Source organism: Hydrogenophaga defluvii, assembly GCF_042665235.1.
Lineage (GTDB): Bacteria > Pseudomonadota > Gammaproteobacteria > Burkholderiales > Burkholderiaceae_C > Hydrogenophaga > Hydrogenophaga defluvii_A.
The window spans coordinates 1-22976 of the sequence record NZ_JBHTBZ010000015.1 but is presented as its reverse complement, the minus strand read 5'-3'; the positions used below and the strand labels follow the sequence as shown (position 1 = coordinate 22976).

At 63.3% G+C, this 22976-nt stretch carries 23 protein-coding genes and 1 pseudogene; 10 read left to right on the top strand and 14 right to left on the bottom strand.

Annotated elements, in window-relative coordinates; genetic code table 11:
• Nucleotides 1–84: 84 nt before the first annotated feature.
• The 6 genes from ACFQU0_RS07020 to ACFQU0_RS06995 all read right to left on the bottom strand — a co-directional run bounded on the left by ACFQU0_RS07020 (nucleotide 85) and on the right by ACFQU0_RS06995 (nucleotide 6284).
• On the bottom strand, nucleotides 85–366 hold the full coding sequence (locus ACFQU0_RS07020) for an HU family DNA-binding protein (RefSeq protein ID WP_382199460.1): 282 nt from the start codon (nucleotides 364–366) through the stop codon (nucleotides 85–87).
• A 129-nt stretch (nucleotides 367–495) separates the two neighbouring features.
• A complete protein-coding gene (locus ACFQU0_RS07015) occupies nucleotides 496–882 on the bottom strand; it encodes an NUDIX hydrolase (protein WP_382199459.1) in 387 nt (128 codons plus the stop codon).
• Nucleotides 883–1472: 590 nt separating this feature from the next.
• Nucleotides 1473–2477: a hypothetical protein gene (locus ACFQU0_RS07010; RefSeq protein ID WP_382199458.1), complete on the bottom strand. Its 1005-nt coding sequence runs from the start codon at nucleotides 2475–2477 to the stop codon at nucleotides 1473–1475.
• A 223-nt stretch (nucleotides 2478–2700) separates the two neighbouring features.
• A complete protein-coding gene (locus ACFQU0_RS07005) occupies nucleotides 2701–3684 on the bottom strand; it encodes a Bug family tripartite tricarboxylate transporter substrate binding protein (RefSeq protein ID WP_382199457.1) in 984 nt (327 codons plus the stop codon).
• A 39-nt stretch (nucleotides 3685–3723) separates the two neighbouring features.
• Nucleotides 3724–4911, bottom strand: a complete 1188-nt coding sequence (locus ACFQU0_RS07000; RefSeq protein WP_382199456.1) for a thiolase family protein — start codon at nucleotides 4909–4911, stop codon at nucleotides 3724–3726.
• Nucleotides 4908–6284, bottom strand: coding sequence for a phenylacetate--CoA ligase family protein (locus tag ACFQU0_RS06995; protein ID WP_382199455.1), 1377 nt, complete (start codon nucleotides 6282–6284; stop codon nucleotides 4908–4910). The genes ACFQU0_RS07000 and ACFQU0_RS06995 overlap by 4 nt, the downstream gene beginning before the upstream one ends.
• Nucleotides 6285–6478: 194 nt before the next feature.
• Here ACFQU0_RS06995 and ACFQU0_RS06990 point away from each other — a divergent pair, with 194 nt between their 5' ends.
• Together ACFQU0_RS06990 and ACFQU0_RS06985 are read left to right on the top strand one after the other, a co-directional pair.
• A complete protein-coding gene (locus tag ACFQU0_RS06990; RefSeq protein WP_382199454.1) occupies nucleotides 6479–8071 on the top strand; it encodes a PAS domain-containing sensor histidine kinase in 1593 nt (530 codons plus the stop codon).
• A complete protein-coding gene (locus ACFQU0_RS06985; RefSeq protein WP_382199453.1) occupies nucleotides 8068–8721 on the top strand; it encodes a response regulator transcription factor in 654 nt (217 codons plus the stop codon). The genes ACFQU0_RS06990 and ACFQU0_RS06985 overlap by 4 nt, the downstream gene beginning before the upstream one ends.
• A gap of 5 nt (nucleotides 8722–8726) precedes the next feature.
• Here ACFQU0_RS06985 and ACFQU0_RS06980 read toward each other — a convergent pair whose 3' ends face one another.
• On the bottom strand, nucleotides 8727–8858 hold the full coding sequence (locus tag ACFQU0_RS06980; protein WP_382199452.1) for a hypothetical protein: 132 nt from the start codon (nucleotides 8856–8858) through the stop codon (nucleotides 8727–8729).
• 435 nt (nucleotides 8859–9293) lie between these two features.
• Nucleotides 9294–9587: a helix-turn-helix domain-containing protein gene (locus tag ACFQU0_RS06975; protein ID WP_382199451.1), complete on the bottom strand. Its 294-nt coding sequence runs from the start codon at nucleotides 9585–9587 to the stop codon at nucleotides 9294–9296.
• Between the two features lie 422 nt (nucleotides 9588–10009).
• Between ACFQU0_RS06975 and ACFQU0_RS06970 the strand changes: the two genes are divergently transcribed.
• Together ACFQU0_RS06970 and ACFQU0_RS06965 are read left to right on the top strand one after the other, a co-directional pair.
• On the top strand, nucleotides 10010–10834 hold the full coding sequence (locus ACFQU0_RS06970; protein ID WP_382199450.1) for a hypothetical protein: 825 nt from the start codon (nucleotides 10010–10012) through the stop codon (nucleotides 10832–10834).
• 303 nt (nucleotides 10835–11137) lie between these two features.
• Nucleotides 11138–11809, top strand: coding sequence for a hypothetical protein (locus ACFQU0_RS06965; protein WP_382199449.1), 672 nt, complete (start codon nucleotides 11138–11140; stop codon nucleotides 11807–11809).
• Between the two features lie 45 nt (nucleotides 11810–11854).
• Here the strand turns inward: ACFQU0_RS06965 and ACFQU0_RS06960 are convergent, their stop codons facing one another.
• Nucleotides 11855–12136, bottom strand: a complete 282-nt coding sequence (locus tag ACFQU0_RS06960; protein WP_382199448.1) for an HU family DNA-binding protein — start codon at nucleotides 12134–12136, stop codon at nucleotides 11855–11857.
• Between the two features lie 228 nt (nucleotides 12137–12364).
• Nucleotides 12365–13327 (bottom strand): NUDIX hydrolase, encoded by a 963-nt coding sequence (locus ACFQU0_RS06955; RefSeq protein WP_382199447.1) that lies wholly within the window; start codon nucleotides 13325–13327, stop codon nucleotides 12365–12367.
• A 172-nt stretch (nucleotides 13328–13499) separates the two neighbouring features.
• On the opposite strand from ACFQU0_RS06955, the gene ACFQU0_RS06950 reads away from it, so the two are divergent.
• Nucleotides 13500–14372, top strand: coding sequence for an SMP-30/gluconolactonase/LRE family protein (locus ACFQU0_RS06950; protein WP_382199496.1), 873 nt, complete (start codon nucleotides 13500–13502; stop codon nucleotides 14370–14372).
• A gap of 14 nt (nucleotides 14373–14386) precedes the next feature.
• Here the strand turns inward: ACFQU0_RS06950 and ACFQU0_RS06945 are convergent.
• The 3 genes and pseudogenes from ACFQU0_RS06945 to ACFQU0_RS06935 all read right to left on the bottom strand — a co-directional run.
• Nucleotides 14387–14482 (bottom strand): annotated as a pseudogene (locus ACFQU0_RS06945) (H-NS family histone-like protein); the annotation flags it as partial.
• 151 nt (nucleotides 14483–14633) lie between these two features.
• Entirely contained in the window at nucleotides 14634–15092 is a 459-nt protein-coding gene (locus ACFQU0_RS06940; RefSeq protein WP_382199446.1) for a helix-turn-helix transcriptional regulator, read from the bottom strand.
• A gap of 335 nt (nucleotides 15093–15427) precedes the next feature.
• Nucleotides 15428–15697, bottom strand: coding sequence for a hypothetical protein (locus ACFQU0_RS06935; protein WP_382199445.1), 270 nt, complete (start codon nucleotides 15695–15697; stop codon nucleotides 15428–15430).
• Between the two features lie 70 nt (nucleotides 15698–15767).
• Between ACFQU0_RS06935 and ACFQU0_RS06930 the strand changes: the two genes are divergently transcribed.
• Entirely contained in the window at nucleotides 15768–16484 is a 717-nt protein-coding gene (locus tag ACFQU0_RS06930; protein WP_382199444.1) for a hypothetical protein, read from the top strand.
• Between the two features lie 137 nt (nucleotides 16485–16621).
• On the opposite strand, the gene ACFQU0_RS06925 is transcribed toward ACFQU0_RS06930, so the two are convergent.
• Nucleotides 16622–17401, bottom strand: a complete 780-nt coding sequence (locus ACFQU0_RS06925; protein WP_382199443.1) for a GntR family transcriptional regulator — start codon at nucleotides 17399–17401, stop codon at nucleotides 16622–16624.
• A 162-nt stretch (nucleotides 17402–17563) separates the two neighbouring features.
• On the opposite strand from ACFQU0_RS06925, the gene ACFQU0_RS06920 reads away from it, so the two are divergent.
• From ACFQU0_RS06920 to ACFQU0_RS06905, 4 genes are read left to right on the top strand one after another with little or no spacing between them, the layout of a single operon-like run.
• Nucleotides 17564–19012: an FAD-binding oxidoreductase gene (locus ACFQU0_RS06920; protein ID WP_382199442.1), complete on the top strand. Its 1449-nt coding sequence runs from the start codon at nucleotides 17564–17566 to the stop codon at nucleotides 19010–19012.
• A gap of 44 nt (nucleotides 19013–19056) precedes the next feature.
• The gene (locus ACFQU0_RS06915; RefSeq protein ID WP_382199441.1) at nucleotides 19057–20091 is read left to right on the top strand and encodes a TauD/TfdA family dioxygenase; all 1035 of its coding nucleotides are present in this window, start codon (nucleotides 19057–19059) and stop codon (nucleotides 20089–20091) included.
• A 4-nt stretch (nucleotides 20092–20095) separates the two neighbouring features.
• Nucleotides 20096–21103 (top strand): NAD(P)H-quinone oxidoreductase, encoded by a 1008-nt coding sequence (locus ACFQU0_RS06910; RefSeq protein WP_382199440.1) that lies wholly within the window; start codon nucleotides 20096–20098, stop codon nucleotides 21101–21103.
• Nucleotides 21104–21151: 48 nt separating this feature from the next.
• Complete coding sequence (locus ACFQU0_RS06905; protein WP_382199439.1) at nucleotides 21152–22138, top strand: tripartite tricarboxylate transporter substrate-binding protein; 987 nt, start codon at nucleotides 21152–21154, stop codon at nucleotides 22136–22138.
• The last annotated feature ends 838 nt before the right edge of the window (nucleotides 22139–22976 follow it).

The following is a 22976-nucleotide window of genomic DNA, read 5'->3' as shown; positions in this document are numbered from 1 at the left end:
GCGGCAAGAAATCACTGGATGAGATTAAGTGAGGAGTCTTCTCAGCCGATCTTCAAACCACCTGAGGGTGACAGCCAGCCTCGCTTACTTCTTCTTTGCCACAGCCGCCTTGAAGCTTGCACCTGGCGTGAACTTTGGCACCGTGGTGGCTGCGATTTTGAGCGCTTCGCCGGTGCGCGGGTTCTTGCCCTTGCGCGCGGCGCGCTTGACGGCCTTGAAGGTGCCAAAGCCGATCAGGGTGACGTCCTGCTTCTTAGCCACAGCCGTGGTGATGGTTTCCAGCAGCGTGTCCAGCGCGCGTGAAGCGGCGGCCTTCGACAGGTCGTTCTTGGAGGCGATGGTTTCGATCAGGTCTTTTTTGTTCATGTGAGGTTCTCCATCCTTGGGTTGATGCAACAGTGCGGTCGCAATTGTGCACAGGCCGTTTGCTGCTGATTCACCCTAGCCTGGTAAGAACAGCCCGCCAATGACGGTTGAGCGATCTGATTTGAACGGTCAAGGTTGGGCCTGACTCCCTATGGCCAGCGCCACCTGCCGGTCTGCTGGCGCCAGATCCAGCGAATCGAGCAATTCCCTGGGCACCAGCATTACACCCTGGCTCTCCCAGCCCATGTCCGCAGGTGACCCACCGATTCGCTCCGCGAGGTAGTAGCGGGTGAAGGTCTGGGTGCGGCGCACATCGACCAGGTGCCTGATCAGGGGCACCTGTAAACCAGATTCCTCGTAGGCCTCGCACAAGGCAGTGGCCTGCAAGCTCTTGCCGTCGGGCCTGCCCTTGGGGAAGGTCACCGCATGACCACCGAACTGGTTTGTGGGGCAAACCACCCAGACCCGCCCATCCGGTTCCAGAATGACCACCCCTGCGGCTGGTAGCAGTCCCATGGGTGCTTTGAACGCCGGCTCGTCCACTCGGGTCGCACCCGCCAGGGCTTCCCAGCCGGGCGCTGACAGAGGAGCGTCCGTCCATGAGAGAAAGGGCACCCGGTGCAAGGATGGAGGTAGTTTCCCGCCCGGCGCGACAGCGGCGATCTGGGTGGGCTGTTTCCAGGCGCGTTGAGTCGATGGGGTGCTGGGCGAGTGGATCACCACTGGAAGACCAGCTTCGTCGCGCTGCGGGTGGAGCTGACCCGGCAGCTTACCCATCCGAAGCCCGCATCTCTGTAGAGCTTCGCCATTCGTCAAGCCGAGTGAACTCGCGCCTGCAACCCGTGCAGGCATAGCGTCCATTGGGCTTCATTCCTCCATGGATGTCCCGAGCGATGATGGTCCGGTAGCTGGTGGCGCCGCAGTGCCGGCTAGCGTTGATTGCCCGGGGAAGGGCTGATGGCCCAAGCGCAGGCGAAGTGGCTGCAAGCCTCAAATCGGATGTCTGGCTCGGCATGCGCGGGACCGGGTGGAGCTTGGGGCGCCAGTCAAAAAGGAATGATCATTGAGTGGCATATGGTCACTTGATGTCTGAAGCGCCAAGGTATTCATCGAACCAGTGCTCGCAGGGCGTCGGTGGGTGGCCCATAACTCACCAGTCGCACATCCAGGTTGTGGCTTGAAGCAAGATTCAGTGCACGGACCATGGCATCGTGAATCCACTGTGGTGCATTGCCAAACGCCCCACCACCCAGCGAAGTCAGCAGCACCACGTTGGAGGCGCCTCGTCGGGCATTCAACACCCCAGCCAGCAAGGTGGCCTCATAGGCCGACTCCAGAACCAAGCGGGCAAATGCCTCCCAGTGCGCCGCCGCCACCCGCCCATAGGCAACCGGCAGCGCCGAGCAGAACGCCTGACTGACCAAAGGCCCGGGGAGATTGGGACTGTCGGTGACTTCGACGTCCTGGTGCAGCCCGATGCGCAGCAGCCCGCCAAGCTTATCCCGTTGCTGAGCGCTTATCTGCGCCAAGTGGTCAGATATGAGCTGCAATCCGCGCAGGGAGGCCTGCGCATAGCCATTGCGCATGTCCCACAGGTCCGGCACCGCACAGCCCAGGACCTGGCTCAGGTGTTCCCCCAGATCACGCAGTCCATCGAGTTGGCGGTCTGCTGTCTGCCCAATGTGTTCGCCCACTGGAACGAGGTAGTTGCGGTAAATCGTGGCAGCACCTGCTGCCATCGCGCAGGCCGGGCCCTGGGTGCGGTCGTGCTCGTAGCGTGTCACCCCGTCTTCCGGCGAAACGCTGGGGCCCACCATCTCCAGGAAGTTGAACTGACTGGCCACCTGGAAGAGGGCGCCTGCGAACTCCGGGCGCTGGTGCATTTGCCGGACATCGCCGGTGACGATGCTCACCCGCAGGCGACCAGTGTGGCCTGACCCTGCGGCTACCTGCTGTCGCAGTTCACCCAGCGATGGCATCTGGAATTGCCCGATGCCGTAGCTTTTGCCGTTGACGGTGGAGCGCAAGGTGCTGCCGTCCACCTCCAAGCGGGCCTGGGTTTCAGCGTAGGACGTTTCGCGAAATCCGGTGAGGCGGGTGAACCAATCCATGGGGCAATGTGTTGTCAGAGGGCCAAGGGACGCACAGTGTCTGAGTACCGCGGTACATAGTCCAGCGATACCTTCAGAGTGATTTGCTGCCGATCAAACGCAGTGCTCAATCCTGATCCCCAGTGGGTGGTGGACCACCGGCGGTGCAACGCCAGTGTGACTGGGGCGGCTCCCCGAACTCAGTTTTGTCCACCCGCTCATACCAACCACGACAGCGTTGTGTTCAGCCCTCAGGCTTGAAGCCAGTGGACGTTACGAGCCTGCCCCACAGCTGCGTGTCGCGGGCCAGCAGGCTGCGCAGTTCGGCGGGCGAGGTGGGGGCCACCTCGAAGGACTGGGCCGCCAGGGCCTCGACCACGTCGGCCTGTGCCAACGCGGCGCGGACCGCACTGTTGAGCCGCGACACCGTGTCGGCCGGGGTGTTGGCGGGCGCAAACAGGCCGTGCCATTCGGTCAGGTCCATCTCGGCAAAGCCCTGCTCACCCAAGGTGGGGGTTTGCGGGAAGAAGCGGCTGCGGCTGGCCCCCGTGGTGGCTAGCAGGCGGGCGCGGTCGCCCTTGAGGTGGGGCGTGAGCTCGCCCAGCGGCGCCACTACGGCGGGCACCTGACCGCCCATCATGTCCTGGATGGCCAACTGGCTGCCGCGGTAGGGCACATGGCGCACCTCTGTTTTGGCGGCGCGGGCCAGCAGGTCGCCAATGAAGTTCATTGTGGAGCCCGCCGCAGCCGTGCCGTAATTGGCCTGGCCAGGGTTGGCCCGGAACCAGGCCATCAGCTCGGGCACTGTGGTGACGCTGGCGGGCACGGATGGGCCCACCGCCACACCGAAACCGAAGCTCACCACACGCGACACCGGCACCAGGTCGGCCACCGGGTCATAGGGCAGCTTCTTGTAGGTGTGGGGGTAGATGGCCAGGATGGTCATGGGCGTGAGCAGCAGGGACGAGCCGTCGGCGGGCGCAGCCTTGACGGCCGACACCGCAATCTGGCCACCCGCGCCAGGGCGGTTGTCTACCACCACCGCCTTTGCATAGGCCGGGCGCAGCTTTTCTGCCACGCGGCGGGCGACCAAATCGACGCCACCCCCGGCAGGGAAGCCGACGATGATTTTGGCCAGGTCCAGGGATTGGGCCAGCGCCGACAGCGGGTGGGCGAGCAGGGGTGCGGCGCATGCGCCCAGCAAAAGGTCACGGCGGTTGAGGGACACGACAGCTTCTCCAGTGGTTGGGTGGGGGTGAGGGGGGTATTAATCAACTCGCAGCACGACTGCGGCGCCGGTGTCGCCGGCTGCACAGCCTGTGAACAGACCAATTCCGCCGCCTGCTTGGCGCAGTGCCCAGGCCAGTTCGGCGATTCCGCGCAGCCCAGTGGGGCCTTGGGGGTGGCCGTAGATGAGGCTGCAGCCGAAAGGGTTCATGCGTTCCAGCGGAAAGCCGGTCTGGCGGGCGAACCACAGGTCGTTGACGGCAAAGGGGTTGTGGCTGACCACGTAGCGCACGTCGGCGATGCTCAGCCCAGCCAGCGCGAGCGCGTTTTGTGCGGCGGTGGTGGCCGCCTTGGGCATCTCGGCCGGTGCGGCACGCGCCTGGCCCATCGCCAGCAGGCGTACCACGCCTTGTCCGCCCGACAGGGCCTTGGCGCGGCGCATGTCACAGACCAGCGCACCCGCGCAGCCATCGGCCGGGTGCGTCTGGCCACCAAATGTGACCACGCCGTTGGGTACCACCGGGCGCAGCGCGGCAAGGCCCTCGGCGCTGTAGGCGTGCACGCCTTCATCGGCCTCCACCGAGACGACTTTGCGGCTTTGGGTGAGCCGCACCGGCACCATGTACTGGCGCTGGAAGCGGCGATCATCGGCCAGCGCGTGTTGGTACTGCTGCCAGCGCAGCAGGGACAGGTCGTCGAGTTCAGCACGGCCCATGGCGCCATCGCGCGCCGTGGTTTCGGCGGTGGCGATCATCGCCTGCCCGGTGTTTGGGTCGGCGGCAAAGTTGTCCAGCACCCAGTGTTCGGTCTGGGGTGCGCCGCCCTGGCCCGCCGTCTGCGGGTAGACCAGCAGCGGGCCGTTGCTGGTGCGGTCGCTCACCACCAGCAGCGGGGTAGCCTGCGCATCCATCTCCACCGCGCAGGCGGCCAGCGTCAGGGCCACCACCGAGGTGGCGCAGGCCTGTGCGATCAGTGGCCCGCTGATGCCGGGCATGCCCAGGCGCGCGGCCAGCCAAGGGGCGGCGTAAAAGGTTTTCGCCTGGGGCACGGTGCTGCCCAACACCAGGCGATCCACCATGGCTGGGTCTACGCCACGTGCCTTGAGCGCGTCGGTGGTGACGACGCAGGCCAGGTCGATGCTGCTGATGTCGGCCAGCGCCCCTTGCCATCGCACAAAGGGCGATGACCACAGGTGGGGCAGGCTCAGGGCGGCGCGTTCGAATTTCATGGTGTGGAGGGCGAGGCGTCTCGGGTTTCGCGCACCGCCAGCAAAGAGGTTTTGTAGGCGCTTTTGGGCAGGCTGCCAGGTGGCAGGGCCTGCACTGACACGCGCACCTGCAACTGGGCGCGGACTTCGTCTTCGATGGCGCGCGCGAGCTGCTGCGCCTGCGCCTCGTCGTGCGCCGAGCAGGTTTCCACATCCAGGGCAATGGGGTCGTCGAATCGCACCTGGTCGGCGCGTTCTTTCCACAGCCGCAGCATGGGCTCGACGCGGCCCGCGAAGCGTCGTGCCACCAGGTCGCGGATGGCGGTGGGGAAAACGTTCATGCCCTTGTAAATGAGCATGTCGTCGGTGCGCCCAATGCAACGTATGCGTGGGCTGGTGCGGCCACAGGAGCAGCGGGTGCCCACCACAAGCGCGTGGTCGCGCGAGCGGTAGCGCACCACCGGCGTGGCATCGCGCGCGAAAGCGGTGTAGACAATTTCGCCAGTGTCGCCTTCACGCCAGGGCTTCTGTTCGCCAGTGGCAGGGTCGATCAGTTCGATGGCCACGTAGCGCTGGGCGTTGAAATGCATGCCATCCTCGGCCTCGCATTCGGACCACATGCCCGAAATCACATCGCCCAGGCCCATGGTTTCGCGCAGCTGGGAAATGCCCAGGCCCTGACGCATGCGGCTGCGAATCTCGGGCTGGTTCAGGCCGGGTTCGCCGCCACACATCACCAGGCGCAAGGCCGAGGGGATACCTGTCTGCCGCCCCACCTCGTCCCACTGGTTGGCCAGGTAGAGCCCGAACGAGGTGGTGGCCAGCAGGGCGCTGACGCGCAGGCGGCGCATTTCGCGCAGGATGCGTTCGGTTGGGAAGCCGCCCAGCCAGCACAGCGTGGCCCCCACGCGACGGAAGCCGTCGGCGTAGGGCAGGCCGCCGGCCACCATGGGCAGGCCCACGAGGTGGGCCACCACGTCACCGGGGCGCAGGCCGGCGGTGAACCAGGTGTGGGCGATGGCATCGGTGAATCGCTCCACATCGGCCTGTGTCAGGCCGTAGTACAGCGGTTGCCCGGTGGTTCCCGATGAACTGATGCATTGCACGATGTCCGCGGTGTCGGCTGCCTGGTTGTATCCCAGGGGCTGGGCGTCGTTGGCCGCATCTTGCGCCTGCCGGATCTGGGATTTGAGGGTGAAGGGCAGGGCTTGCAGATCGGCCAGGGAGCGCAGCGGCACGTCGGTAGGCACGCCGGCGTGCAGGTCGGCGTACAGGGCCGAGCGCTGGCGCAGGCCGGGCAGCGCAGCAGCAATTTGCCCGGCCTGCCAGCGCTCCAGTGCGTCCCAGGGCTGGGTTTCGAGCGCTTCGTTCCAGTAGATCGTCGATGAGGCCATTGTTGGGGGGAATCGGTGTGGATGTGACCGGGCCCAATGTAGGCAAGGGCGGCGCCAATGGCATCGGGACCGATTCCCTAGTGGCTAGGCAAACTACCTAGTGCACTGCAACATTCGCGGTGTCCGAAAGCGCTGGTGTAAGCTGGCCGCGCATGGAACCGCACACTCGCAAGCGCCTTTCTGGCACCGTCTCTATGGTCGCATCGGCAGGCACCGATGCACCCTGGCGCATGGTGCTGGACAACACCATCGTGGGTATCGCCACGCTGCGGCAGCGGCGTTTTGTCTGGACCAATGCGCGCATGGCCGAGATGCTGGGTTATGCGCCGGGCGAGCTCGACGGCCAGTCGGTGCGCTGCCTCTATGTGTCGCAGGCCGACTATGAGGAGGTGGGCCAGGCCTACAACCGGTTCATGCAGCACGCGTTCTACACCCACGAACACGCGCAGGTGTGCAAGGACGGCAGCCAGATCTGGTGCCGGATCTCCGGACGTGTGGTCGAGCCCGGCCGGTCCGATGCGATGTCGGTGTGGGTGGTGCAAGACCTGAGCGACAAAAAACGTGCGGAGGACGCCTTGCGCCGCGTCAATCAGCACCTGGAGCAGACCGTGCTGCAACGCACCCGGCACCTGCGCCAAAACAACGAGAGCTTGCGCGCGGCGCAGGCGCTTTCGGCCGAAAGCCTGGACAAATACCGCACATTGTTCAGCCACCTGCCGCTGGGCGTGTTGGTGACCAACGCGGCCGGCGAGGTGGTGGAGGTCAACCGCACCCTGCAGCAGACGCTGGGTGCGCCGTCGCGGGTAGGCTTGCTCGCGCTGCTTAACGATTCCACGCGCGCGCAAGACGCCGACGGACAGCCCGTCGCGCTGGCCGACACCCTGCGCCGCCTCCACCAAGGCCGCAGTTCGCGGCCCCAGCAGTTTGAGCTGCGCTGGCTGGCCGGTGGCGGTGGCTGGAGGGACATCGCCGGCGTCGCCATGGCTTTGTCCACCCGGGGCATGGGTGCGGTGTTCACCCTTTCCGATGTGACCGACCAGCGGCTGGCGCGCGAGCGCGAACACCGGCAGCAGCAGGAGCTGGCTCATGCCGCTCGGCTGTCGCTCATGGGGCAGATGAGCTCGGCGCTGGCACACGAGCTGGGCCAGCCCCTGAACGCCTGCCAAAGCTACCTCACCGGCATACGCCACCGCCTGGCAAGCGAGCTGGCGCAGCGCCCTGACATCGCACAGGCTCTGGACAAGGCCATGGCCCATCTGGACCAGGCCGGGCAGATCATTGGCCATGTGCGCGGCTTCGTGTCGCGCCACGAGCCGGCATTGCAAGCGGTGGATCTGGCGCAACTGCTGAACGCCACACTGAGGCTGTTGGAGCTGCCGCTGCGCCAGGGCGGGGTGCGAGTGCGCACCCGCTTGCGGGGCCAGCCCTTGCCGCCGGCCCATTGCCACCAGGTTGAAATCCAGCAGGTGCTGGTCAACCTGGTCATGAACGCCATTGAGGCTTTGCAGGGCCAGGACAACCGGCCCCGCTTGATCGACATCAGCGTGGCCCGCGGCGCTTCGGGGCGGCTGACCTGCACCGTGGCCGACAATGGCCCGGGTGTGCTGCCGGCGCTGCACCAACGGCTGTTCGACCCCTACGTGAGCACCAAGCCCAAGGGCCTGGGCATGGGGCTGATGATCAGCCGCACCCTGGTCGAGTCGCACGGCGGCAGCCTGCGCCACACTCGGCGCCGGGGCGGCGGCGCGCGTTTCCAGTTCAGCCTGCCGGAGGTTTCAGTTTCATGAGCGCGGTCGATTCGGATGTGCTGGTGTTTTTGGTCGATGACGATGTGGGTGTCACCGATGGCCTGAGCTGGCTGCTGGAGTCGGTCAAAATTCCCTCGCGTGCATTCGCATCCCCGCAAGCGTTTTTGGCGGCTGCGCGGCAGCACCCGGGTGCTGCTTGTGCCGTGGTCGATTTGCGCATGCCCGAAATGAGTGGCCTGGAGTTGCAGCAGCGCCTGAGCGAGGCCGGGTGCGACATGCCGCTGATTTTTCTGACCGCCCACGGCGACGTTTCGGCGGCGGTGCATGCCATGCAGGCAGGCGCGGTGGACTTTGTGCAAAAGCCGTTCAACCCGGAGCGCTTCTTGGCCAGCGTGCGTAAGTCCATGCGCCTCTCTAGCACGCGTTTTGCCCAACGGCAACAAAGCCTGTCGCTGCAGCGCCGCCTGGCCAGCCTGTCGCCGCGGGAGGCCGAGGTGCTGCAGGCCATGTTGGTCGGTCAAACTAGCAAGGAGATAGCGCGTGGTCTGGGCATCAGCCCCAAGACGGTGGATGTTCACCGCGCCAACATAGTGCGCAAGATGGGTGCCGAAAGCAGCACCCAAATAGTACGCGAGTTGGCCGGCAGCTTGATGACAGCCTTGCCGCATCAAGCGCCGACCGATTGCTGACTGGATCAGGCGGCGGGTTTGTGTTGCACCAGTTGAGCCTTCGCCGCCACCCGCTCTTTGGTCTGGCGGTAGTGCCCTTCGCAAGTGCGGCAGACGACCACTTGTTGCGCTTTGTCAGTTGTGGGGTCAGAGTTCATCGAAACCTTGCCGCGTCGGCCAAGGCTTGGATGAAATTGAGACGATCGGTTTCACGCAACAACACGTTGGTTCTGATCACCAGTTTTGCCGTCGCTGCACCCTATACCCTGGAACTGAGCAGCGCAACCATGCGTCATTCCTGTTTGAGCGTCACACTTAACGTTTCACGATTTTGAGTATGCTAAGTACAGCGATGGCAGAAAGCGGCCATGATGACATCCTGATCAACGCCGCTCGTCGCATCTGCCCTCGCTCTGGTCGCAATCTATAGCGCGATTGCCCTGTAGGCGCCTTGTGTAGGTAGGGATGTTCGGGGTGGTTAAATTTTGAGCGACGGCCGCCAGCTCAAAGCCGCTGCGGCTTGCGAGCGTTGTCCCTGAAGATACCCACAGGCTTGGTTCCGGCCTTTGGGTACAAGTGCGGACCAACGTCCCTCAGTCTGCCTGAGCGGCAGCACGTTTTGTCCGGCGTGAGACTCGCTTCTCGGTCTCATAGCGCTTGAGCGTGTGGCGCATCAACTCGGGCAACTCCACCTGCAACCCCCCAGCTAGCTTGAGCAGCACCGTCAGGGTGGGCTGGTTCTGCGCCAACTCGATCTTGGCCACGAAGGTGCGATTTACGTCGCACAGGTGGCCCAGTTCTTCCTGTGATACCCCCAGCTCCAGGCGGCGCGCGCGCAGCTCGGCCGCGAAGGCCTTCATGAGATCGGTGTTCTTGGTGCTTTTCATGCACGGGGAATTTCCCCGTTGGGCACCATTTGCACACCTGCTTATATGGTACAAAATGGAGCTGCAAGAAGTTCTGGTGGCAGTCACCAGTCAACCGCCCATCAGTTCCATATGACCTACCGCCGCTCACCTCAGACCCGCCGGGTCAGCGTGCCCTCTCAGCAGGAGCAGGTGGTCACACCAGCGGACCTTTGCGCATCCAGCCAGATGCTGGTCGAGTTCAGCCGACTGGATCCCACCCACAGGCGGTTGGCGTTGCGCCTGGTAGGTGCGTTGCTCAAGACACAACGGCGAGAGCGGTAGGGCCCGTTCCGTCTTCCCTTGCTGTTTGGTTTTGAGTGATTTTTTGAGTCGTTTTTGGTCACTTATGAGCCAGCTTATATGGTACATATCACGACCCTGTGAACCACCGCTTCGTGAACATGCAACGACCCACTGACTTCTCCTTGGCAACCTCCCGGTCGGGGATCCCGCTGCTTGTCTCCTTGATGGCGGCACTTCTGCTCAGCGCCTGCATTGATTTCGGGGGAAGCCAGGCGCCGGCTCGATTGGCGGTGTCTGCCATGACGCCCGCGCCCACCCCCGAAGACATCGCCCGCTGGCTCATCAGTTGCATGCGTGGGCGCACCGAAGGCGGCAGCTTCGCGGACGCTGAAGAGGGGCGCGCGGCGATGGACGAAGCGCTGATGAACTGCCGGGTGTTTCTGGAGCGTTTTGATAAGGCAGAAACCGCCAGTCGCGTCGAAGGGCTGCGCGAAGACGCCAGGCACTGGCTGTCCCACTACACCCAGTTCAGTTTGCGCGAGTCAGCGCAGAGCAGTGGAGGCCGCCCGGTGTCTCTGGAAGAACTGTTTCCCGGTCACTCGGCGTACGCCCTGGACTTGCGACGCCAGTTCGGCCACCGCATTCACTACAAAACCGATCTGGCTCGGCATTCGGTGGCGTCTTTCAACATCGACTGCAGGAGCCGCGATGGCCGCTTGCTTCCCCTGAGCAACGTGATCCTGGCCAAGCTCGCCAGCATGAGCGCGGAGCACGCGCATCTGGACGTTGAGGTGGACAGCCGTGGGGAGGATGTCAGGGTCACCGACATCCTGGTGGACCGTGACGGCAGGGAAATGCACCGCACGCTGGCCTTCGAGATCGACCGCTGGGGTGAGCTCAAGGTCCGAAACGGACGCGTTCAAGCGGTGCTCAACGCCTGTCACGGCGGCTGGGGCGAGATCTGGGTCATGCCCACCCGATAAATCGAAAGGAGAAACATCACCATGGCCACCTGTTACCACTGTGCCGCCTACATAGCCCCTGGAGAAGGGGTCCGTCGTGAGGTCACCACCAGCCGTCAAAGTCGAACCTGGGTGTCCAGCCGACCTGGTGGCTCTTACGGGGTGACCTCGGGATTGCGCACGCTGTGCCCATCCTGCGCGCATCAACTCGACCAATCGAAGGAGGGCGGCGGCGTTCGGGGTGCTGTTTTGTTGATCGGGTGGGCGATCAGCGCGCTCTTGGGCGTCAGGTGGGGCGTCCAAGACAAGATTGGGGGGCTCTTCATGCTCTTCCTGCTGTTTGGTGGTCCCGCCTGGATCGCCTTTGGGGTAATGGGGTGGATGCACGACAAGGATGTCCAGGCCCGTAACCAGGCCAGTGAGCAGAGCTTTGATGCTGGCGGGGTGTCCGATCACACTCGAACCGATCCCCCGGCAGTGGCCACAGGGGCACAGAACGTGGGCCCCGACGCTGGCAGCGATGAGACCCTGCTGGTCGAGCCTTATCCAGGCGTGGGCGTGACCGCACGCTGCGTTGCCAAGAAGCTGGAGGATCTGGGCATCGCGTTGCTGCCCTGCAATGGGTATGAGCAGTCCCTGGACGGGTATCGGCGTTTGCTCAGAGAGTGGGTCAGGCGTTACCCGGTGGATGACTTCGCCGGCCTTCAGGCCTGGGGAGACCATGTGTATGGGGTGACGCTGGAGCGATTCCATGAGCAAGCCGCTCAACATCTGCAACGACTGGGGGCCTGCCTGGAAGCTGAGGAGGTCAACCAGGACGATTGCTTGGCGGCCTTACAGCCGCTGCTGGAGATTCTCCCGCTCAAGCCAGACGAGGAGCTTGCATATCACTGGCTGCGGGCCAATGAAGTGCTGGCCCAAGTGGAATACCAGTTGGCCTCGTGGAAGAACCAACCTGACAAGACGCCAGTGGCTGCAAAGGCACAAGAGGCCTGAGAAGGACCGCCGGGCGGGCAGGGGCGCCCGGGGTGATGCGCTGTATTACTTTTTCTTGGCCACAGCGGCCTTGAACGTGGCGCCCGGGGTGAACTTCGGCACCGTGGTGGCGGCGATCTTGAGGGCCTCACCGGTGCGGGGATTTTTGCCCTTGCGGGCGGCGCGCTTGAGGGCCTTGAAGGTGCCAAAGCCTATCAGGGCGACATCCTGCTTCTTGGCCACCGTCGTGGTGATGGTTTCGAGCAGGGTGTCCAGCACGCGGCCGGCAGCGGCCTTGGACAACTCGTTCTTGGCGGCCAGGATTTCGATCAGTTCGGTCTTGTTCATTTTGGGATCTCTGGGGGGGTGAAGTGTGTGCACTTGGATTCGTGTGGGCTGGGATTTTGCCGCAGATAGCCAGTCGGACCTGGCGAACCCAAGGTCGCAGGTACTGTCAAATATCGTTTACATTTCCTGCCGGACGCTTGCGTCCCCCGCTTCACCTCCCTGAGCGGGTCCACGACTCCGTGGATTTCAGCCCGGCCTCGTGCCGGGTTTTTTCTTGAGGGTGTCGATTCAGGTGCCCAACGCTTGAATGACCGCCAGATCGGGCGCCTTCAGCCTCAGCCCATTCAGCTTTGATAGCGGTACCAACATCACACACTGGCTTTCCCAGCCCATGTCAGCGGGCGAGCCGCCCACGCGTTCGGCCAGGTAGTAGCGGGTGAAGGTCTGAGAGCGTCGGACATTCACTAGGTGGCGCAGCAGCCGCACCCGCAGGCCCGATTCCTCATAGGCCTCACACAGCGCCGTGGCTTGCGGGCTCTTGCCGTCCAGGCGGCCCTTGGGGAACGTGAGCTCATATCCACCAAACTGGTTGGTCGGGCAAACAAGCCAGATTCGACCGTCGGATTCCTTCACGACCACACCCGCAGCGGGCGCCAGGCCTCTGGGCACTTTGAAGACTGGCTCCGCGATCTTGTTCTGGTTCACCAACGCTTCCCACCCTTCCGAGTCCGTTGGGGCGTCTACCCAAGGCAAGAACGGCACGCGGTGCAGTGACGCCGGCAACTTGCCGCGTGGCAGCACTGCGGCGATTTGCTCGGGTTGTTTCCAGGCCCGCTGGGTAGAGGGCGTGCTTGGCGTGCGGATCAGGACAGGTTGGCCACCATCGTCTCGCTTGGGGTGAACCTCACCCTGCGGCTTGCGCTGCAGTTCGTAGAGCACGGACCACACGTCGTGGTACAGGGTGGCCCGAGCCTGGCCCTGGCGCAGAGCCACGGCATTTTTGAAGTTGTCGTAGTCCAGGTCAGCCACCAGGCGGGCCATGGCCTGGGCCACGGCCGCTTGTGGGGCCAATGCCCGGAAGCGGTAGTCGGTGACACCGCTCTCCGAGATGGCACCCAGCTCTGGCAAGTAGCGCGCCTGGAGCTGCTCCAGGTCGGCGCGGACCCGCGCCCGCACGGTCAGGGTGCCAGTCCGGACGTCCGTGTGCTTGCGCACCACACTGAAGAAACCAAAGGGAGTAATCAACCACATCGTCTGTTGCCTTTCTGTGCCGCTCGAAAACGTGTGCAGTGCCCTCAATGGCTGATCAGTATCGCAGCATATTCATCACATAAGAGCCTGTATATATGGTACATACCAACACCCCGCGACACATACCCCAGAGCAGGTTGCGGTCAACTTCAGGAGAACGATGGTGTGGAACATGGATTTTGAGCCGCCGCTGGTGATCGAGGCGCGAATGTTGTCGAAGATGCCCAACAGGCTCAGGCGCCGGGGGGAGGATTGTTCGTTGCGGGGCGCGGCCTTTGACCGTGCGGGCAACCTGTTTCTGAGCGATACGCCCTCGGCGCGGATCTTGCGCCTGAGCAGGGCAGGGCAGTGGGAACTGGTGGTCGAAACCGGTGGATCGCCACAAGGCATCGCCGTGCATCAGGATGGCTCGCTCTGGGTGGCGGACGCCCGCAGGGGGTTGCTGCGGGTGGGACCAGGAACGGAAGCCGTCCGCGAACTGCTGGGGCGAAGCGGGAACCAAGTCGCCCCGGGCGCCAAGGACCTAGTGTTTGACGGCCGGGGCAACTGCTATTTCACTTCGCCGGGGGACAGTGGCATGCACGACCAGACAGGCAGGGTGTTCCGGCTGGGTGTTGATGGCCGGCTGGATTTGCTGTTGTCCAACCTATCTGGGCCCTGTGGCATCGTGCTGGATCGGGATGCCACAAAACTCTTTGTCGCAGTGGATCAGGGCAATGCGCTGTGGCAGGCTGATCTTGGTTCAGGCGGTTCCATCGGGAATGTTGGTTTGCTGCGTGGCTTCTTTGGTGGCAGCGGGCCCCAAGGCTCGACGATGGATGCGACCAGGCACTTGATCGTGGCTCATGCGGGTCTAGGCTGTGCCTTCATCGTGAACATGCTGGGAGAAATCACCCACGCGGTGCAAGCGCGGCATCTTCGCGATGTGACCAGCGTGGCGTTTCGTCCGGGAACGGAGGAGCTGTTGTTGGTCGATTCACAGCAAGGTGCAGTCTGGACGGCCTCGATGCCAGACCGGGCGCCTCGGTTGTTCTCGCACGGGTGAGGGGAGGAGGGTGATCAATCGGTGTTTTCGAGGTCTTCAATGCTCAGGCCATACTCGGTCATCAGCGCCCGGATCTCGGTGATCTTCGCGGCCCGCTCTGCGACCACATCACGTTCGGCTTCGGCAAAGAAGGCATTGGCCTTTTGGCCAACAAGGAATGGAACCGGTCATCGCCCAGCGGTGTTTGTGGCACAGGCTGGGATGCCGGTGCGGGTTTGCGCGTGCCCCACCGGGTGGATGAATAGGTCTTGTATGCCTGGCTCATTCGTCCGGTGTTTGCAATCTCGCCTTCACCGCACGTTTGCCCAGTTTGAGCGCGGCGGCAATTTGTTCCTTCTGAGCTGCTCGGGGTTGAACTTTGCCCGACTCCCATTTGTAGACCGACAGGGATGATGCGCCGATCAACCGCGCCATCTGTGCCTGGGTCAGGCCGAACTCTGCGCGATGGGCTGCCAGTTGTTCGGCATTGAACTCGAATGGCACACCACTGCGTTTGGCTGCGGTCACCTTGGGCTCAGAGGAGGACGCTGCGACTGGGGGCCTCGATCCCTTGTGCAAACCTTTGACGGCACTGGTGAGCGCCTTGACCTCGCGCTTGAGGGCGGCGATTTCGGATCGGTGAGCACTGGTGAGTTTGCGCAATGCTGCGATCTCGCCCTTGAGTTCCTTGCGGGCCACACGGGCTATTTCTTGTTTGAGGGCGTCGGCGATGGTGCTCATGACGCGGGATGTTACGCCGGATGCTCAAGGCGTTGCGTTCGATGTGCTCATACCCGTGGGCGTTCCAGATGCGTGCGGGTGTTGCGGGGGGAGGGACATGGCAGTCACATTTCCCCTACCGTATGAGCCTGTGATTCAAGGTTGCTCAAGCCAGAACCGGGTACTGAAATTGTTTAACCCTCGGGTGTGAGGGTCGACTCTCGCCTGGAACCTGGACGGCATCGCCGCGCCGTCCCGACCGGCTTGGAAATAGTCCCGGACCGAATAGAGGCCTGACCTCATCAAATCCACCCATTCACGGCACAGCGCTTCTTGCCGGTCTCGCTCCTGCTGAGTCACACTCGGCTTGCGTTTGGGCATCTGAAAGGCGTGATCGCGTTGTGCGCTGGCCGTGTGGGTAAGCCTTCCGGCTTGAATGTGCTCAGATCAATCTCAATTACGGGCAGCCCCAATTCCTCAAACTGGCGGATTTTGTCCGCGCCGCAGAAGGACGAGTAGGCGATTTCGATGGCGACCTGCACGCCGTCACATGTCGTCAAAAGCAGGTCGGGCCGGATGCCTCCCAAGCTGACCTCTGCCAGGACGTCTCCTTGGGCCAGCAGCATGCGAAAGTTCATTGAGTCTCGCCAAGATTCTCTGAATGGACACTTCCGCTCGCGAGGACACGAAGAGGTCGTGGCGCCCCGCAAGTCCGAGTCAGCAGGCCGGCACCGTGCGCAATGGGTTCTTGAACGGATACCGTTGGATATGGGCGGACACCGGGACGTTGAGCCGGAGGCTGTCGATCTTGAACCGTCGGGGGCGGAAACAAGCAGCTTGGATAGCCTGAATTCCTTGACCTATGAATTCACCGCCGCAAGTAACCTCCAGATCGGCCTGCTGGGGCGGATCTTGCTGGGGTCAAAGGGAAGCACACCGACTCGGTCCGCAAGGGGCTTGTTGTGGGCTGGAGTCATGGTGTCGATCGCGTGCCTACTTTTTTTGGTCCTTATCTTTCTCTGGGCCATGATGGGCTTGCGGCATCCTCTGACCGGTGGGGAGCTGGCCAGCATGGTGATGCTCGTCATTTCCGCAGCCGTCATCTGGAGGTTCTGGGCCCGACCATTGATGTGGTTGTTGGAGGATCGGATCATCCCTGCGCCTATGTTGTTGACCGCAATGACCGAGGACGACTGTCAGCTGGAGATGCCCAAGGAACAAGGGGTCCGCTACATTCGATTGGTTCGCTACGGCGGGGCCTGCCCGGTTTGCGCGGGGAGCATCGAGCTGCGATACGGCCAGGGAAGTCAGCTTCGGCGGCTGTTTGGCTGTTGCACCGAATCACCGCAGGAGCACGTTTTTAGTTTTGATCGGGTAACGCGCAGGGGGAAAAGAATAGCGACTGCGGGCTAATGCTGGGGGGCGACTGCCCGGATGGAGCTTGTGCGGTTAACTCCGCTTTGCAGCGAAAACAGAGACCCGAACTGCTACTAGCCAAGGCCTGTTTCGCTCCGACTGCAGCCCAAACGTTGCACCTCGGATGGGGTCGGCTAGCCTGACGAATGAGGGGCTGGGGTCGCGCTACGTCGTTGAGTGCCGCGAGCGGCCCGCCTGGCGTCCTTTCCTAGTTGCTCGGCGATAGTCACCGCGATGTCCACCATGCGGTGCATGTGCTGTCGCGCGAAGTGTTCGGCGGCAATGGCATCGCCGTGCAGCACGGCGCGGGCGATGTCCAGGTGATCCGACATGTTGCGCATCCAGTGCTCATGGCTCAGGTCACGGAAGTAGATGGTGTGCAGGATGGGGAAGTTGAACTGGTCCAGCAGATCGCCGATGTCCGGTATGCCAGACATCTCGTTGATGGCACGGTGAAAGCGACCGTTCTCCTTGCGGTGGTGTATCTCGGTGTTGCGTGCGGTCTGCTCCTCGATCTCGTTGAGCAGCACCTCCACCTTGGCGCGATGGCCGGGCACAGCGATGCGCTCGGCAGCCGCGCGCGCGCCCAGGCCCGAGATCACTTCACGGATACGGAACTGAGCCACGATCTCCTCGCGCGCAGGTGTGGCGACGGTGGCGCCACGGTTGGGCTCGATCCGGATGAAGCGATTGATCTCCAGCCGCCGCAGCGCCTCACGCACCGAACTCCGGCTGACGCCCAGATCCTGGGTGAGGTCCGCCTCCACGAGACGCTGGCCTGGCAGGTACTCGCCATCGACGATACGACGCGCGATTTCGGTTAGCACGTAGTCCACCACGCTGCCACCCCCATCCTTGTGAGCGGCATGAGGTTGGTAGAACGGAACGATGGCGATGGAGTTGTCGATGCTCATGGTCGGTTGGGCACCGATTGTCTGACAAAAAATGTGCCGCGCCTCCCTCTATGCCCATCTGGGGTGCTACAGGCGCCTGTCCAATTCGCTTCAGCAAAAACAAAGTTTGTTTGACAACCTAAAATTGTCAGACAATAATGGTCATCTGAGTGATCAATATCCATGAATATGACCAAATTGTCGGACGAGGTTGGTGTGGGCAGGCTGCCCGACGCCACTAATGAAGTCAGGCGCCTGTTGGCGGACCTGGAGAGTGAGGTGTCCATCCTGGACGCGGACCAAGCCGGGCCTCGATACTGCCGAGACTGGGATGACAGCGTCGGCGACCCAGCGCCGGTCGTGCGGCCACGCACACCCGAGGCACTGGCGCGGGTGGTGGGCCGCCTGGGTGCGGCTGGATTGCGCATGGTGCCCCAAGGCGGCATGACCGGTCTGGTGGCTGGTGGTGCACCGCAGCGCGGCGAGGTGGTGGTGTCCACCGAGCTGCTGGACGTCATCGAGGGCGTGGACGTCTTTAACGGGACCATGCGCGTACAGGCCGGTGTGACGCTGCAGGCCGTCCAAGAAGAGGCGCAGCGGCACGGGCTGTTCTACCCGGTTGACCTGGGTAGCCGAGGAAGTTGCCACATGGGTGGCAACATCGCGACCAATGCAGGTGGCAACCGGGTGCTGCAGTACGGCATGACGCGGGCCAGCGTGCTGGGGCTGGAGGCGGTGCTGGCCGATGGCACCGTGCTTTCGCGCCTGGGCGAGGTCGTCAAGGACAACGCGGGCTATGACCTCAAGCAGTTGTTCATCGGCAGCGAGGGCACCCTGGGTGTGGTCACGCGCGCTGTGTTGAGGCTGCAACCCCAGCCGCGCGAACGCATCACAGCCGTGCTGGGCTGCGCATCGCTGGATCAAGTGTTGCAGGCCTTGGTGCTCACGCGCCGCCTGCTCGGGCCGGCGCTGACCTCCTTCGAGGTGATGTGGCGCGACTTCGTCGCCTTCGTCACCGGCGATCTGGGTCTGGGTCGTGACCCCTTTGCTGGCGCGGCGCCCTTCCAAATCTTGATCGAAGTGTCCTGCTTCGACCCCGACGAGGAGCGCGAACGTTCCCGAGTGGAGGAGTCTTTGGCGCAGGTGGCCGAGACCCTGGGCAGCGAGCAGGTGGTGGTTGCGCAGTCGCTCAAGGACGCAGAGGATTTGTGGCGGGTGCGGGATTCATCGGGAGAAGTGGCCCGGGCAATGGGCGACTACCTGTCTTTCGACATCAGCATCCCCACCAGCCAGTTACAGGCCGTGCTCGGGCGCATCGAAGTTGAGCTGGAGCGGCTGAGCCCCGGCATGCGCAAGGTGACCTACGGTCATCTGGGCGACGGCAACCTGCACTTGTTGCTGGCTTGCCCGTCAGAGCTCGCCGCTGCGGTGGAGGATCGCGTCTATCAGTTGGTGACTGAGGCACAGGGCTCGCTGTCTGCCGAACACGGCATAGGCATGGCAAAGCGTGAGGCGCTGGCGCGTTGGCTGCCGCCGGCCGAACTGGCCGTCATGAATCGCATCAAGCGGGCGCTGGATCCCAATGGGCTGTTGAGCCGGGGCCGCGTGCTCGTGTCAGATTTTCCCGAATGACGCGCACGCGCGTTCATGTATTTGCAATCCACAAGGAGAACCCCATGGTCGATATTTTGAGACAACCCTATCAGGGCGCCAGTGCCTGGACTCGCGAGCAGATGGAAGCAGACCCGAGCTGGCGCTACACCCTAAGCCGCGAAGAAGTGGAGGAGCTGCGCCACGCTGTGCGCAGCGCCATGGCTACGGGACTGCCGCTCGAAGCCATTGACGCAAGCCACTTCCCGCTCGCCACGCTGGCGCAGCGTGTGCGCAAACTTGCCCAAGAATTGGAGGATGGCCGTGGCTTCGAACTGTGGCGTGGACTCCCTGTGGAGGAATGGTCGCTCGAAGAACGCAGCATGGCCTACTGGGGCCTGGGCCGCCACCTCGGCACACCGGTGGTGCAGAACGCGCGCGGCGAGCTTTTCGGCCACGTGATCGACAGCACCGGGACGGACCCACAAACCAACGCCAACTCGCGCTTCTATCACACCAACCATGCTGCGCCATTCCACGTGGACGGCGCAGACATCGTCGGCCTGATGTGTGTGCGAACATCCAAAGCGGGTGGCGCCAGCCTGGTCGTCAGTTCGACAGCCATCTACAACCGACTGCTGCGCGATCACCCGGAACTGATCGACTGCCTCTACGAATCCTTGTGGTTTGATCACAGAGGTGAGCGCAACGCGGTGACGGGCCATCCGTACTGGGTGACCTCCATCGCCGGTTGGGTTAACGGCAAGTTGTCCATCATGTACCTGCGCAACTTCATCGAATCAGCGCAACGGTACGAGGGCGCACCTGCGCTGACAGAAAAGCACCGGCGTGTGCTGGAGCTGATTGACGAATACGCTCAATCCAGTGAGCTGTGCCTGCCCATGGATTTCCGGCCAGGCGACATTCAGTGGCTGAACAACCACGTGACACTGCACTCCCGGACCGGCTTCACCGACTGGGACGAATCTGATCGCAAGCGTTGGCTGATGCGGTTGTGGATCAATCAGTTCGAGCGCAATCGCTTCACTGCCACCCATGGCTACTACGGGATCGCCGTGGATCAGCCCACCGGGCAGAACGCGGTCCCTACCCATGGCTGACGCCATGCGTCAGGTTTGCTTCGAGCGCTTCGGTGGACCCGAAGTGCTGCACATCGCCGAGGTGCCCCGGCCCGATCCGGCCGCAGGTGAGCTGCGCATCCGCATCACGGCGGCCGGAGTCAACCGTGCCGACCTGGCCCAGCGTGAGGGAAGCTACGCGCCACCGCCGGGAGCTTCCCAGGTGCTGGGCCTTGAAGTCAGTGGCACGGTGGATGCGGTGGGGTCAGGGGTGTCCACCAGCTGGATCGGCCAGTCAGTCTGCTCACTCACGGCGGGCGGGGGCTACGCCGAATGGGTCTGCGTGCCCGCGACGCTCTGTATGGCTCCGCCCTCGGGGTTTGACATGCTGGAGGCAGCAGTCTTCCCTGAGGTGGCGATGACGGTGTGGAGCAACGTCTTCGAGCTTGGTCGCCTGCGCCCTGGAGAAACCCTGCTTGTTCATGGTGGCACCAGCGGAATCGGCGCCTTTGCGATTGCGCTGGCACGGGCCCTTGGTCACCAGGTGCTCGCGACGGCGGGCGACGCCATCAAGTGCGAAACGATGCGTGGCTGGGGCGCCGCCGCCATCAACCACCGCAGCCAGGATTTTGTGCAAGAAGTTCTGGCACAAACCGATGGACGCGGTGTCGATGTGGTGCTGGACATGGTGGGCGGCAGCTACGTGGCCCGCAACCTGTCCTGCCTGGCCATGGATGGCCGTGTGGTGCAGATTGCCTTCCTCGAGGGCGCGCGCGCGGAACTCGACCTGATGCAACTCATGCGCCGGCGGGCCGTGCTCACCGGCTCGTTGCTGCGCCCCCGCAGCGACGATGAGAAAGCCGCCATCGTTCGGGCACTGGAGGAGCATGTCTTTCCCCTCATTGCCAATCGACAGCTTTCCCGACCGGTGATCGATTCGGTGTATCCGATGGAAGCGGCCCACGAGGCACACGCGCGCATGGCCAACTCGGCCCACATCGGCAAGCTCGTGCTGACCTGGGATTCTTCGCTGCTTCGCGAAGCCCAGCATTGATTTTTTCCAGTCATTTTTTCTTGATCCATGCCTGATAGGAGAACTCACGTGAACGTTTCCCGCTTGACTTCCCGACGCCTTGCACTCGGCCTTCTGGCCGCCAGTTCGATGGCTTTCTCTGGCTCACTGCTCGCACAAAGCAACGCACAGCCGTTGACCATTACCGTGGGCTTCCCGCCGGGTGGCAACGTCGACTCAGTCGCCCGCAATCTCGCCGCAGGCATGCAGACCGCGCTGGGGCGCACTGTGGTTGTGGATAACAAGCCGGGCGCAGGTGGCCAGATCGCCATGCAATCCCTGGCGCGTGCAATGCCAGATGGACGCACGCTGATGCTGTCCAACGAACATGCCATCTCCATCGTGCCGATGACCGTGCGTAACACGGGCTACGACGCGAACAAGGATCTCATTCCGGTCGTCACCGTGGCCGAACTACCGCTGGCGTTGGCCGTGCATCCGAGCGTGAAGGCCAACAACCTGCAGGATCTGGTCGCGTGGGGCAAAGCCCAGAGCAGCGGCCTCAATGTCGGCATCCCCGCGCCCGCCAGCCAGCCTGACTTCGGTGTTTCGGTGCTGGCGAAAAAGTTCGGGATGAAGGCGTCGTCGGTTCCCTACCGCGGCGGAGCGCCCATGGTGGCGGACCTTGTCGGTGGTCATATCATGGCCGGGCTGTCTGGTATCAGCGAGTTCATCCCGCATCACAAGTCGGGTGGCATCCGAATCATCGCGGTCTCAGGGCCCCAGCGCCTGAGCCAGATGCCGGATGTCCCCACCTTCACTGAAAGCGGATTGACCGGGTTCGAGGAGCGCACCTTCATGGGGTTGTTCGCCCCGGCAGGAACATCGCGCGAACTGCTGGCGCGCTACCGCGAGGCCGCCAAGGCGGTTATCGCCACACCGGCTTACCGTCAGGCATTGGACGGCCTGGGTCTGGTGGCCACCTTTGGCGACGACAAGGACCTGGCAGCTCGCGTCAAACACACCACCGAGACGTGGGGGCCTGTGATCCGCGATTCCGGCTTTGTGATGCAGTAAGCCCTTTCGGCGACAGCCAGAGGCTTGTACGGCGCCCACTCATAGTGGGCGCGCGTGTCATCCGAGCGCTTTTGCGGCTGGGGGTCCCGCTGAACCGCCCCGAGGTGGTTCAGCTTTTCCTGGTAACAGGTTCATTAGCGGGGGGGGCGACCGGCTGTTTACAGCCTGAACAAGTAAGCCGTCCAGCCTAGTCGAAAGCAAGCTCTTGGCCGACTCGATCCGACCAGACGCTCGGACTCGTCACCGCAAAGCGGTCCTCCAGGGTCTCTCCTCAGCCGGAGCTTTTAGGCGCGGGGCAACTGCCTGCTGATGGCGAGGAACGGTTTTCGGCCGCACTCGCTGGGCGTACTATTCCGATCGGACGTCTAGAACCTACTTCTTGCGGTGAGCCTCTATCCGCGACACGACGCCTCGTTTTTGCCTCGACAATTCGACAGCGCCAATTCTCGGCGGCCTACAGGAGCCTTGCATGTCAAAACCGTACAAGCGTGCCGACCCAATCGCGCAGAAGCACACTCTCAGCAACGAAGGTCGCGCGGAAAAAGACGTTGCTCGCGTTGGACGCGACACACGGGCGTGGGTCGCCGCCGACAAGCGTCCAGGGAAGCAGTTCGAAGCCCGACGCAATCTTCCCTCCGGCCCGCTGGGCGGCTCAGGCCGGAAAACGAATATCTCTCGATCCTCCTAGGCTGCCGCGAAATCTCCATCGGCCAAGAGCGACTAACTGATTGATGCGAGAACCCGAGCGGCAGCTTGAGTTAAGGCTTGTGTGACACCTGCCCAGTCGCACAGGCGGTCGAGCACCTGTACTGCTGTCGGGCAGGTGTTGCATAAGCCT

Bases quoted from the DNA above. Each gene is read 5' to 3' on its own strand.
- ACFQU0_RS06965 (WP_382199449.1), top strand. From the start codon at position 11,138: ATGCTCTTCCTGCTGTTTGGTGGTCCCGCCTGGATCGCCTTTGGGGTA.
- ACFQU0_RS06915 (WP_382199441.1), top strand. From the start codon at position 19,057: ATGGTCGATATTTTGAGACAACCCTATCAGGGCGCCAGTGCCTGGACT.
- ACFQU0_RS06960 (WP_382199448.1), bottom strand. From the start codon at position 12,136: ATGAACAAGACCGAACTGATCGAAATCCTGGCCGCCAAGAACGAGTTG.
- ACFQU0_RS06910 (WP_382199440.1), top strand. From the start codon at position 20,096: ATGCGTCAGGTTTGCTTCGAGCGCTTCGGTGGACCCGAAGTGCTGCAC.
- ACFQU0_RS07000 (WP_382199456.1), bottom strand. From the start codon at position 4,911: ATGAAATTCGAACGCGCCGCCCTGAGCCTGCCCCACCTGTGGTCATCG.
- ACFQU0_RS07015 (WP_382199459.1), bottom strand. From the start codon at position 882: ATGGGACTGCTACCAGCCGCAGGGGTGGTCATTCTGGAACCGGATGGG.
- ACFQU0_RS06955 (WP_382199447.1), bottom strand. From the start codon at position 13,327: ATGTGGTTGATTACTCCCTTTGGTTTCTTCAGTGTGGTGCGCAAGCAC.
- ACFQU0_RS06990 (WP_382199454.1), top strand. From the start codon at position 6,479: ATGGTCGCATCGGCAGGCACCGATGCACCCTGGCGCATGGTGCTGGAC.
- ACFQU0_RS06985 (WP_382199453.1), top strand. From the start codon at position 8,068: ATGAGCGCGGTCGATTCGGATGTGCTGGTGTTTTTGGTCGATGACGAT.
- ACFQU0_RS06925 (WP_382199443.1), bottom strand. From the start codon at position 17,401: ATGAGCATCGACAACTCCATCGCCATCGTTCCGTTCTACCAACCTCAT.
- ACFQU0_RS06970 (WP_382199450.1), top strand. From the start codon at position 10,010: ATGCAACGACCCACTGACTTCTCCTTGGCAACCTCCCGGTCGGGGATC.
- ACFQU0_RS06980 (WP_382199452.1), bottom strand. From the start codon at position 8,858: ATGAACTCTGACCCCACAACTGACAAAGCGCAACAAGTGGTCGTCTGC.
- ACFQU0_RS06940 (WP_382199446.1), bottom strand. From the start codon at position 15,092: ATGAGCACCATCGCCGACGCCCTCAAACAAGAAATAGCCCGTGTGGCC.
- ACFQU0_RS06950 (WP_382199496.1), top strand. From the start codon at position 13,500: ATGGATTTTGAGCCGCCGCTGGTGATCGAGGCGCGAATGTTGTCGAAG.
- ACFQU0_RS06935 (WP_382199445.1), bottom strand. From the start codon at position 15,697: ATGCTGCTGGCCCAAGGAGACGTCCTGGCAGAGGTCAGCTTGGGAGGC.
- ACFQU0_RS06975 (WP_382199451.1), bottom strand. From the start codon at position 9,587: ATGAAAAGCACCAAGAACACCGATCTCATGAAGGCCTTCGCGGCCGAG.
- ACFQU0_RS06920 (WP_382199442.1), top strand. From the start codon at position 17,564: ATGAATATGACCAAATTGTCGGACGAGGTTGGTGTGGGCAGGCTGCCC.
- ACFQU0_RS07020 (WP_382199460.1), bottom strand. From the start codon at position 366: ATGAACAAAAAAGACCTGATCGAAACCATCGCCTCCAAGAACGACCTG.
- ACFQU0_RS07010 (WP_382199458.1), bottom strand. From the start codon at position 2,477: ATGGATTGGTTCACCCGCCTCACCGGATTTCGCGAAACGTCCTACGCT.
- ACFQU0_RS06995 (WP_382199455.1), bottom strand. From the start codon at position 6,284: ATGGCCTCATCGACGATCTACTGGAACGAAGCGCTCGAAACCCAGCCC.